9 protein-coding genes are annotated in these 11,215 nt (G+C 62.3%); 5 read left to right on the top strand and 4 right to left on the bottom strand.

Annotated features, from left to right (window positions below; all coding sequences use genetic code 11):
• A partial coding sequence (locus GXY01S_RS09450) for a COX15/CtaA family protein (RefSeq protein ID WP_169797739.1) occupies window positions 1-532 on the bottom strand: 532 nt, incomplete at its 3' end.
• Window positions 533-645: 113 nt separating this feature from the next.
• On the opposite strand from GXY01S_RS09450, the gene GXY01S_RS09445 reads away from it, so the two are divergent.
• The 5 genes from GXY01S_RS09445 to GXY01S_RS09425 all read left to right on the top strand — a co-directional run bounded on the left by GXY01S_RS09445 (window position 646) and on the right by GXY01S_RS09425 (window position 8,664).
• A complete protein-coding gene (locus GXY01S_RS09445; RefSeq protein ID WP_061274458.1) occupies window positions 646-1,338 on the top strand; it encodes a TVP38/TMEM64 family protein in 693 nt (230 codons plus the stop codon).
• A gap of 86 nt (window positions 1,339-1,424) precedes the next feature.
• A complete protein-coding gene (locus GXY01S_RS09440) occupies window positions 1,425-2,723 on the top strand; it encodes a multidrug effflux MFS transporter (RefSeq protein ID WP_061274456.1) in 1,299 nt (432 codons plus the stop codon).
• Between the two features lie 183 nt (window positions 2,724-2,906).
• Window positions 2,907-3,437 carry an adenine phosphoribosyltransferase gene (locus GXY01S_RS09435; RefSeq protein ID WP_061274448.1) on the top strand — a complete coding sequence of 177 codons (531 nt, stop codon included), beginning with the start codon at window positions 2,907-2,909 and terminating at the stop codon, window positions 3,435-3,437.
• A 136-nt stretch (window positions 3,438-3,573) separates the two neighbouring features.
• Window positions 3,574-5,808: an FUSC family protein gene (locus tag GXY01S_RS09430; protein WP_061274446.1), complete on the top strand. Its 2,235-nt coding sequence runs from the start codon at window positions 3,574-3,576 to the stop codon at window positions 5,806-5,808.
• A 399-nt stretch (window positions 5,809-6,207) separates the two neighbouring features.
• Window positions 6,208-8,664, top strand: coding sequence for a YfhO family protein (locus GXY01S_RS09425; RefSeq protein ID WP_169797738.1), 2,457 nt, complete (start codon window positions 6,208-6,210; stop codon window positions 8,662-8,664).
• A gap of 217 nt (window positions 8,665-8,881) precedes the next feature.
• Here GXY01S_RS09425 and accC read toward each other — a convergent pair whose 3' ends face one another.
• Genes accC through aroQ form a run of 3 tightly spaced genes read right to left on the bottom strand, consistent with a single transcriptional unit; the run spans window position 8,882 to window position 11,147 of the window.
• Complete coding sequence (gene accC, locus GXY01S_RS09420; protein ID WP_061274442.1) at window positions 8,882-10,231, bottom strand: acetyl-CoA carboxylase biotin carboxylase subunit; 1,350 nt, start codon at window positions 10,229-10,231, stop codon at window positions 8,882-8,884.
• On the bottom strand, window positions 10,231-10,695 hold the full coding sequence (locus GXY01S_RS09415; protein ID WP_061274440.1) for an acetyl-CoA carboxylase biotin carboxyl carrier protein: 465 nt from the start codon (window positions 10,693-10,695) through the stop codon (window positions 10,231-10,233). The genes accC and GXY01S_RS09415 overlap by 1 nt, the downstream gene beginning before the upstream one ends.
• Window positions 10,692-11,147 (bottom strand): type II 3-dehydroquinate dehydratase, encoded by a 456-nt coding sequence (gene aroQ / locus GXY01S_RS09410; protein ID WP_061274471.1) that lies wholly within the window; start codon window positions 11,145-11,147, stop codon window positions 10,692-10,694. Before aroQ ends, GXY01S_RS09415 begins: the two co-directional genes overlap by 4 nt.
• Window positions 11,148-11,215 lie beyond the last annotated feature (68 nt).

Below are 11,215 nucleotides of genomic sequence, written 5' to 3'. Positions count from 1 at the left end.
GGTAGAGCGCAAAAGCGCAGCACAGGTGCAGCACCAGCCGCACCGGGGCCACGGCCGTGCTGTCCGGGTTGAAGCCCGATGCCACCATGAACCACCCGATGGCGCCCTGCAGCCCGCCCAGCACGAAAAACAGCACCAGCCGCAGCGCCAGCCCCCGGCTCAGCGCCCCGGTGATGGAGAACCACACCAGCGGCACCAGCAGCACGAAGCCCATCAGCCGCCCCCAGAAGCGGTGCGTCCATTCCGCCCAGAAGATCTGCTGGAAGCCCGCAAGCCCGAAGCCATCATGCAGGATCTTGTATTGCGGTATGGTCTTGTACAGCTCGAACTGCCGCTCCCATTCCGCATGGCTTAGCGGCGGGATCATGCCGGTGATTGGCCGCCAGTCCATGATGGACAGGCCCGAGCCGGTCAGGCGCGTGTAGCCGCCAAGGGCGATCATGCCCACGAGCATGAAGCAGATGGCGAACAGCCAGGTGGAGATACGCTGCCTGTTGCGCAGATCCTGCGCGGAAGGGGGCGTGCGGCCCATCAGGGAGCCAGTGGAAGGATATGCGGACATAACCGGATTTAGACCGCCCTTGCAGTCAGCCGCAAGGCGATGCTAAGCGCGAAGGATCATTATTCCATAACCGGGACGCACGCATGACAGCACCGCACGCCGCACTGCCCGCGCCCGTGGCACAGGGCAGCCTGCGCGTGCTGGTCCGGCCGCTGCTTCTGCTGGCGGCGTTTGTCGCGCTGACGGTGGCGCTCGGCCGCCTGCCCGGCGTGCGCGAAATGCTGGGTGCGGGGCACGGCCAGCATGCGGGCGCAGGCGGCGTGGCCATGTTCGTGCTGGTGGGCAGCGTGTTCTGCGGACTGGGCCTGCCCCGGCAGGCCGTGTGCTTCGCCGCGGGTGCCGCCTACGGAATCGGGGCCGGATGCGCGCTGGCCACGCTGGCTACCGTAACCGGGTGCCTGTGGGGCTATGGCTGGGGCCGGTGGGCGGGGCGCGTGCGCATGCCCGCCCGCCTCGGTGCAACCTTGGCGCGGGTGGAAGGTTGCGTACGCGCGGCCCCCTTCGCCTCGGTGCTGGCGCTGCGGCTCATGCCGGTGGGCTCGGCGCTGCTGCTCAACCTGGCCGCGGGCATGCTGGGGGTCAGGGTCGTGCCGTTCGTGCTGGCCACCCTGCTGGGCAGCCTGCCACAGACCGTGGTGTTCGTGCTGGTGGGCACGGGCATGCGACTTGGGGGCGGGGCGCGCATCGGGGTCGCCATCGGGCTGTTTGGCCTCTCCGCGCTGGTGGGGGTGTGGCTCATGCGGCGCATGCGCGGCCTGCGGCCATGGCAGGAATGAATTGCAGTAATGTTGTAATTAGAGGGTGAAAAAATGGACCACGCTGGTCTACTAGTCCCCACAGTCTTTTAATATTGGAGCGCCTCATGGGCTCATCCGCAACGGCGGGCCGTCCAGCAGAAACCCCCGTGCCTGAAACGACCGGCCGCCCCATGGGCTGGATCGCGATCCTGCTGGGGTTCCTGACCGCGGTCGGTCCGGTCTCGACCGATATCTACCTGCCCGCCTTCCCCGAGCTTGAAACCGCGCTGCATGGCCGCGCGGGCTCGGCGCAGATGACGCTGGCGGTGTGGTTCGTGGGGCTGGCCATCGGCCAGATCACCATGGGGCCGCTATCGGACCGATTCGGCCGCCGCAGGCCCATGCTGCTGGGCACGCTGGTCTATACGCTGGCCTCGGTCGGCTGCGCCATGGCGCGCGACATTCCTACCTTTTCGCTCTTCCGCTTCGTGGCATCGCTCGGGGCTTCGGCCAGCCTGATCATTCCGAGTGCCTGCGTGCGCGACATGTCGCATGGCAATGAATCCGCGCGGCTGATGTCGCGGCTGGTGCTGGTGATGGGGGTCGTGCCCATCCTGGCCCCCACGCTGGGCGGGCTGGTGCTGTCGATCGCGTCGTGGCGGTCGATCTTCTGGGCGGCGGCGGTCTATGGCGTGATCTGCATCGGGCTGATCTGGCGCGTCCTGCCCGAGACCCTGCAGCCCGCCAACCGCAGCGAGTTCTCGCCCGTGACCCTGTTCAGCCGCTATGTCATGCTGGCGCGGGACCGGGGGTTCATTACCCATGCCATGATTGCGGGCTTTGCGTGCTTCATGTCCTTTACCTACCTGTCGGCCGCGCCTTCGGTGTTCATTCACCAGTTCGGGCTCACGCCGGCGCATTTCGGCATGATGTTTGGCGTGTTCGCGGTGTGCATGATCGGGGCGTCGCAGCTCAATGGCGTGCTGGTGGGGCGTATTGATGCCGCCCGTATCCTCGGCGTGTCGGTGGGGGTTGCGGTGGCAGGCACCATTTCCATGACGGTCATGGCCATTGTCATTGCGTTTGCCATGCAGCATGGCGGCCATCCGCCGCTATGGATGCTGGGCTGCCTGATCCTGGCCATGATGGTCTCGCTGGGCACGACCGGCATCATCGGCCCCAATGCCACGGTGGGCGCGCTGGCCGACCACCCGCGTTTTGCGGGCAGCGCCTCGGCTTTTGTCGGTACGCTGCAATATGTGCTCGGCGCCGTGGCCGGTGCGTTCGTGGGCATGCTGCCCGCCAACTCGCCGCTGCCCATGGCGGGTGTGATGCTGATGGGGGCCGCGATCATGATGGTGATGGTGCTGCTGCGCCCCGCCCGCGTGCCGACTTCGCTGCCTGCCGGGGCGGCTGAGGAATAAAATCTTCTTCCCCCCGCCCCGGCGCGTGATGGATGCCAAAGCATGTGCAAGGGGTGCGGATGGGGTTGTCGGGCTGGCGCGTGGCGGCTACAGCGGGGAGCCGTCCAGTGGGCGACAGTTTCGTGAACGGGGCGCGTATGTCCCGGATTTGTATGACCATGCAACGGGGACCGTGCACCGATCATGACGACCGCCCAGATCGACCTGAAACAGTATATTCGCCATATCCCGGATTTTCCCAAGCCCGGCATCCTGTTCTACGATATCTCGACGCTGATGCGGAACGCCGATGCCTGGCAGATCGCCATGGGCCGCCTTGCTGCAGCCGTGGCACCGTGGGCGCCCGATGTGCTGGCCGCCATCGAATCGCGCGGGTTCCTCACGGCAGCGCCCTTGGCCAGCCGCCTGGGCTGCGGGCTTGTCATGCTGCGCAAGCCCGGCAAACTGCCGGGTGATACGGTGTCCTACAGCTATGATCTGGAATACGGCTCCGATTCGCTGCATATCCAGGCCGATGCGATCCTGCCCGGCCAGCGCGTGGTGGTGATGGATGACCTGCTGGCAACCGGCGGCACGCTGGTTGCCTCGGTTGCCCTGCTGCACAAGGTGGGCGCCAACGTGGTGGGGGCTGCCACCCTGATCGAACTGACCGGCCTTGGTGGCCGCGACCGGCTGGACGTGCCGGTCAAGACGCTCGTCTCTTACGACGAATAACCCGCGGTCCGGGCGCTGGTGGCATGCGGCATACGCTTTCTTCCATGCGGCCATTGGGCTGTCGGCCTGTTCGTACAGCCGCTATGGTGTACGGTATGCAGGCATCGTATCTGGATAGGGGGAGCCACGCGCCGGGATGAAAGGTCTTGAGCTTTCCCTGACCCGTTTTCAGGATCAGATACGGGCATTTTTCCGGCGGTTGTGGCCGCCGGGCATGACCCTGCGCCAGGACCATCTGCGGTGGCTGTACGCGCCGGGCATCTTCACTTTCGGCTATGCGCTGCGCACCACCATTACCTCGCTCATCGCGCTGGGCATTGCGCTGTGGTGGGAGCTTGGCAGCCCGCAATGGGCGGCGCTTACGGTGTGGATGGTCGCACAGGGCACGCGCGGCAAGAGTGTTGCCAAGGCGCGGTGGCACCTGTTCGGCATGGTGGTGGGCACGATCTGCGCCGTGTTGCTGGTGGCCGCGTTTCCGCAGGCGCCGCTGATGTTCATCCTGCTGCTGGCCATCGGTATCGGCACGTTCTGTTTTATCGGCACGCTGCTGCCCGGCCCCGCCACCATGACCAATTACCGCATTCACGGCATGCGGGCGAGCGGGTTTACCTACGCCATCATCTCGCTCGATGGCATTGCCGACCCGCAGAACATCTTCATGACCGCCATGTCACGCGCGACCTATATCGTGCTGGGCATCGTGCTGGAGAGCACGGTCTCCTCGCTGTTCCAGTTCAAGCTGGCCAAGCGCGCGGAAGACCGGCTGGCCGACAATTTCATGACCGCCATCAATGGCGCGGCCCAGACGCTGGCCTCCCTGCTGTCGGGTAATACGCAGGTGCTCAAGCAGGCGCGGGGCGTGTTCTCCAACATTACCACGCTGAGCGACCAGATCGAGTTTGCCGAAGTGGAGATGGGCGCCCATCGCGGCCATGAGGGCGACCATGCGCGCGCGGCCCTTGCGCGGGTGGCCATGCTGCTCACGCGCGGGCTGGATCTTGCCGCCCTCATGCAGGGGCCGGTGGGCCAGCCCGATGCCGCCTTCAACGCGACATCGAGCAAGGTACAGGCCTTCCTCAAGGACATGGCGGGCGAACTCGAGGCGAGTGATGACATCCACCCCGTGCTGGCCCGGCTTGCCGAACTCCAGGCGGCGTGCCGGCAGAGCGTGGTCGATTCCCTCAACCAGGAAATGGGCAGCCCCGGCAGCCTGCCAGTCGACCCGCAACTGGTGCAGATGCTCTCGCAGCAGCGCATGCTCAATTACGCGCTGGGCCAGATCCTCGATGAACTGGAGCAGGCGCTGATCCAGTTCGACGCCAGCCGCAACCCGCTGGCGCATGACCATTTTCACTACCGGCTCAAGACCTTCCGTGACTGGCAGCAGGCCTTTACCAACAGCCTGCGCGCCTCGGTCACGATTTTCGGTGCGGGGGTGATCTGGATCACGACCGCATGGTCGGCCGGGCTGACCTTCATCATGTTCGTCTCCATCGTGTGCAGCCTGTTCTCCACGCTGGAAAAACCGGCCCTGGCCACCCGTGCCTTCCTTGGCGGCGCCATCATCGCCTCGGTTGTGGCAGGCGTGCTGGTGCTATGGCGCCTAGCCTCGCCCACCACGTACGAGATTCTGGCGCTCTGCCTGTTCCTGCCCATGCTGGCGGGCGGCCTGGCCTTTGCCTATCCGGCCCTGATCCTTGGCGCCGTGTCGTACAACCTGTTCCTGCCCATCCTGCTCGGGCCGGGCAACCAGTCGCGGCTGGATGAGGTGGCGTTCTTCAACACCGCCATGCCGCTGGTGGTCGGGCTGTGGTACGCGATGTGGGCGTTCCGGCTGGTATTGCCGTTCGATACGAACGACATGCGCTGGCAGATGCGCACCGGCATCCTGCGCGGGCTGCGCTACGTGGCCCGCGCACGCACGCTGCCCACCACGCTGTATGTGGTCGAGCATAACGTGGACCGCTTCGTGCGCCTGCTGACCAATGCGGAAAACACGCCCGACACCATTATCGACGCCTACCTGCAGGGCATCCTGTCCGCCATGACCATTGGGCTGAACATCATCCGCCTGCGCGCCATCCTTGAGCGACACCTCCTGCCGCCCGAGGCGCAGCGCGTATTGGGCGAGATGATGGGCCGCATGGCGCAGTTCAGTGGCCGTTATGGCGGGCATTACGGCCGCACGGCGCGCTCGGCCAAATTTGCCATCGTGCATTTGCAGCAGCTTGCGGGGCAGACCGATAATCTGGGCGTGCGGCTGGAAATCGACAGTGCGCTGGGGTGCCTGTACGTGATTTCGTTCGAACTGGACCACAACCAGAAATTCTTCGATGCCTCGAGCCCGTATCTTGATCCGGTCATGGCGTGAGGTGTGGCTGGCGCAGCCGACTGAACGCCTTATATGGCTTTGTGCTGTTGATATGGCATATGGTTTTTTACTGCATATGATTGTAAAGGAGTCTGTTTTTTTATGAAAAAAATAATGGAAAAAGGATCTGTAATCTATAAATACTACCCTATTATCTTCATATCAATTGTTCCTGCCATTATATTATTTTTTGCGTTCTCCAATATTGTTTTGGATGATATTTCTTTATATTATAGCGGCCTGTCACATAACGTTAGTGAAAAAATTCTGCGCGGCGAACCCAGTATTGACCCGAATATAGGTTATATTTCCCTGGCGCTGACCTGGCAGGGTGTGCATCAGCTTTTTACCGGGCATCTTCCGTTGTGGAATTATTATGAGGGGTTCGGTCAACCCCTGATGGGCGAGATGCAGGCCGCCCCCTTCTTCCCGCCAAGCTGGCTTGTGCTGCTGCCCCAGGGTGTTTTTATCGAGCATGCCGTCCTGCAATGGATAGGGGCGCTGGGAGCGTATCTGTTCTTCCGCAAATTCGGGCTTTCACGCCGTGCCGCCGTGACGGGCGCCATCATGTGGGAGGTCAATGGGGTCTTCACATGGTTGCAGAATACGGTTTTCAATCCGGTCGCATTCCTGCCCTGGCTGCTTTATTTTGTGGAAAGTCTTTTTGTCGCCTGTCGCCGCAATACCGTGGCATGGCGTGACCTGACGGGCCTGCTCTGTGGCGGAATCCTGATGGGAACGATGTCGCTCTATAGTGGTTTCCCTGAGGTCGTCTATCTTTATTGCCTGTTTGTTCTTGTCTGGAGCATTTATCGGCTTTTCTGCCTGCCGGAACGGCGGCAGCGTCTGTTCTATATCGGTGGCCTGGGGGTCATCGCGCTTGGCACGCTGATCCTGGTGGCGCCGTTACTGACGGCCTTCTTTGAATTCCTGAAGCAGGCCTATATCGGGCGTCATGCGGCAACAAACGGGGCTGCGGATAATTATGCGAACATGGTCCTGCCTGCTGCCGCCATGGCGCGCTACCTGTTTCCCTATGCGTTTGGCGAGATCTTTGTCATCGATGACAGGGACTGGTACGATATTGGCGGCTATATCGGGCTGGTTCCCTTTCTTGTCGCGCTGGCCAGCCTGTTCGCGCCCGGTCGCCGTACGGTCAAGATGATCCTGTTGGGGTGGGTTGTCTTTGCGGTTGGCGCATCGCACGGCATGCCGGTTGTCCATGCAATCGCCATGCACATCCCCGGCGTGGGTTACGCGGAATCCTGCCGCTTTCTTAATAGCGGGTGGCTGTTCTGCATGATTTTTGCCTGCGCCCTGTTCGTGGACCAGTTGCCCGGTCTTTCGCGCGCGCAGGTTTTCCGCACGCTTGCCCCTGCGCTAGGCGTGGGGGGGGGCATGGCCCTTTTTATGCTTTTCCTCAAGCGCGGGACGCTTGTGTTCGTATTGGCCGACTTTAGTGAAACCATACGGCTATTTTGCATAATCATGCTGGTAATGGCTCTGATCGGGGCTGTCGGCGTGCTTGTAGCAAGCCTGCTTTCAGGGCGGCGGAGCCAGGCCGTGCTGATGGTGCTGCTGGTGACCGAAGTGACAACGTGGTACTTCGTGCCGTTCCTGTCCTATCCGCGAAAAGGGGAACTGGACCAGCCCCTCATAACCTTCCTGCAGAAGAATGTGGGGTTCAGTCGGGTCGTCAATGGTGAAAAACTGGGCATGAACCCGAATTTCGGATCCTATTTCGACATTCCCGAAGTCAACTTCAACGACCTGCCAACGCCGTTACGGACAGTGGATTATATCCACGCCCATCTTGATCCGTTTGCCGACGGAACGGTCTATATCCAAGAATATCCTTACCTGTCCGAGGCAAAAGAGCAAGAACGGCGGCAGTTTTTTAGGGATCATATGTCCAATTTTGGCGCAACGGGCATAAAATACGCGATTGTTAATAATATCGGCCGAGCACGTAAACCGATCAACCTGACCACGTTACCTGCTGACAGCCAGTCCTTTATCCTCGAGGCAGGGCAGCGTTATCAGATATCAGTTCCCGGGCAGATGCTTGACCCGAACACGAGCCCTGACACCAGCGCGTATGTCACGGCTCTGGATGTGTGGTTTGATACAGGCCATGCCAAGGCGGATGGCGTGCTTAAGGTTTCGGTCTGTGTGGGAACGGTCTGTACGCAGGGCACGAAGAACATGGCTTTCTTTCGGCACAAAGCGAAAACAAACATCCTGCTTGATCATCCCCAACGGTTTTCGGCCACGCAGCCTGTTGTCGTGACAGTAGAAAAAGTAGGTGGCGTTCATGGTGTGGCCTTCCGGTTGGGCGCACCCGTGGATGAGGGCATGACCCTCGCTGGCAATGCACAGGGCATTCCGGCCAGCCTGATGCCAGCCCTGGCGCTGGATACGGCTGCTTCCATTACCTTGCCCGCTCCGGTTTCTTATCAGGATGCTGATTTCACCGTTTATGAAATTCCTGGTCTTAAGCCCTATTTTTACTCCGATACGTGCAAGGTTCATTTCGATACGCGTGAGACTGCCGATGTCACCTGCGCCGAACCGGGCAGCCTGAAAAGGCTGGAGCTGTTCTATCCGGGGTGGCGGGCGACTGTTGATGGCGTTGCCACGCCGATCGATGCCTATGACGATGCCTTCCAGGCAATTTCGCTGCCTGCGGGGCAGCACCATGTGGTGTTCCGTTACGCACCGGCGTGGCTGATGCCTTCGCTTGTTCTGGAGGGCGTGGCATGGTTTGCGCTGGGGGCCGGTTTTTTCGTGTCGCTGCGCAGGCGCATGGACCGCGGACTAGGGACAGGCGCAGAGGCACAGCCCCTGGCGCAGTAAGGAACTGTCAGGGAACAGCTTCACTGACAGAGAAGTAAAATTTTCGGACGCCGCCCTTTTTCAAGAAAGGCGGCGTTCTTTTTTGGTCGCTTTTTTCACTGGGCCGCCATCATGCCCGCTCTGGTGCCAGGCAAGGGGGGGGGCATAAAAAAAGAGCGACCCTGCTCTATGGCAAAGGTCGCTCCCGGCTTTTACGCGGCATCCATCAGGCGGCAGGTCAGCCCTGCTGCTGGCGGGCCACGAAGTTTTCCAGCCAGTGGATGGTGTAGTCACCCTTGCGGAACTGGGGGTCTTCGAGGATCTTGCGGTGCAGCGGAATGACCGTCTTGACGCCTTCGATCACGAATTCATCCAGCGCGCGGCGCATGCGCTCGATTGCCTCGAGGCGGGTCGGCGCGCGCACGATCAGCTTGGCGATCATGCTGTCGTAATACGGTGGCACGCGGTAGCCCGCATACAGCGCGCTATCGATTCGCACGCCCAGGCCACCCGGCGGATGGTAGACCGTGATCGTGCCCGGCGTGGGCATGAAGGTCTGCGGGTCTTCGGCGTTGATGCGGCATTCGATCGCATGGCCGGAGAATTTGATGTCCGACTGGCTGTAGCCGATCGGCTCGCCCGCCGCGATGCGGATCTGCTCGCGCACGAGGTCCACGTCGCACACCATTTCCGTCACCGGATGTTCCACCTGCAGGCGGGTGTTCATCTCGATGAAGCAGAACTGCCCGTCCTGATACAGGAACTCCAGCGTGCCCGCGTTGCGGTAGCCGAGCTTTGTCAGGGCGGAGGTGGCGATTGCGCCAATCTCGTCACGCTGCCTTGCGGTCAGGGCAGGGGAGCCCGCCTCTTCCAGCAGCTTCTGGTGGCGGCGCTGCAGCGAGCAGTCGCGTTCGCCATAATGCACCACGTTGCCATGCGTGTCGGCCATGATCTGCAATTCGATATGGCGCGGCTTGTCGAGGTATTTTTCAAGATAGACCTCGTCATTGCCAAAGGCGGCGCGGGCCTCGGTGCGGGCCACGCTCCAGGCTTCCTCAAGGTCGGCCTCGGTGGGGGCAACCTTCATGCCGCGCCCGCCACCACCGGCGGCGGCCTTGATCAGCACGGGGTAGCCGACCTTGGCTGCGACCTCGCGCGCCTGCTCAAGGCTTTCCAGCGCGCCATCCGAGCCGGGCACCAGCGGCACGCCCAGCGCCATCATGGTGGTCTTGGCGGTGATCTTGTCGCCCATCATGCGGATATGTTCCGCCGTCGGCCCGATGAAGGTCAGGCCGTGGGCCTCGACCGTCTCGGCAAAATCGGCATTTTCCGACAGGAACCCGTAGCCAGGATGGATGGCGTCCGCCCCGGTGATGGTGGCAGCCGACAGGATGGCCGCGACATTGAGGTACGAATCGCGGCTGGCGGGCGGCCCGATGCACACGGCTTCATCCGCAAGGCGGACATACATGGCATCCGTATCGGCCGTGGAATGCACGGCAACGGTCCGGATGCCCAGTTCGCGGCAGGCCCGCAGGATGCGCAGGGCGATCTCGCCACGATTGGCAATGAGGATCTTGGAAAACATTACTCTATGATGACCAGCGCTTCGCCGAACTCGACCGGGTCGCCCGACTGCACCAGAATCCGGCTGACCGTGCCTGCGCGCGGGGCCTTGATCTGGTTGAAGGTCTTCATCGCCTCGATCAGCAGCAGCGTCTGGCCAGCGACCACCTGCTGGCCTTCGGATACGAAAGCGGGCGAGGACGGGTCGGGTGCGAGGTAGGCCACGCCCACCATCGGGCTGGTCACCGCGCCGGGGTGCTTGGACAGGTCGGCCGGATGTGCTGCGGGCGGGGCCACGGGCGTGGGCGCAACCGGCGCCGCAGCCACGGGGGCCGGGGCGGGCACGGCATGCGCCACGGGGGCGGCGGCGCGCACCACGCGGATGCGGTTGTCCTTTTCCGCGATTTCGATTTCGGTCAGGCCGGTATCGGTGAGAATTTCAGCCAATGCCCGTATGGCATCCGCATCCACGAGCAGTCGGCTCATTGATCGTCCTCGTCCAGAATCATGTCTGTCATGGCCTGAAGCGCCAGGGCATACCCCCGTACGCCCAGCCCGCATATGACGCCAATGGCGGCCTGGGAGACGTAGGAGTGATGACGAAAGGCTTCACGGCGGTGAATGTTGGAGATGTGCACCTCGATGACCGGCAGATCAACGGCGAGCAGCGCGTCGAGTATGGCAACCGAGGTGTGGGAATAGGCTGCCGGGTTGATGATGATGCCGCGTGCGCGGCCCCGGCATTCCTGTATCCATGAAACGAGTTCCCCCTCGCCATTGGTCTGGCGGAAGTCGATGGCGACATCAAGCCGTTCGGCTGCCTGGACACAGACCTGCTCCACGTCATCAAGCGTGGCATGGCCATAGACCTCGGGCTGTCGCAGTCCGAGCATGTTCAGGTTTGGGCCGTTCAACACGGCAATGAGAGGGCGCTCCATGATGCACGCGCCTAGCACGCCCGCCGCCCGGTTCCAAGTCCGATCATGCGTCAGGCCGCCTTGCAGCA

It is taken from the genome of Komagataeibacter xylinus NBRC 15237, from assembly GCF_001571345.1.
Classification (GTDB): Bacteria; Pseudomonadota; Alphaproteobacteria; order Acetobacterales; family Acetobacteraceae; genus Komagataeibacter; species Komagataeibacter xylinus.
This window is presented reverse-complemented; position numbering and strand designations above follow the sequence as displayed.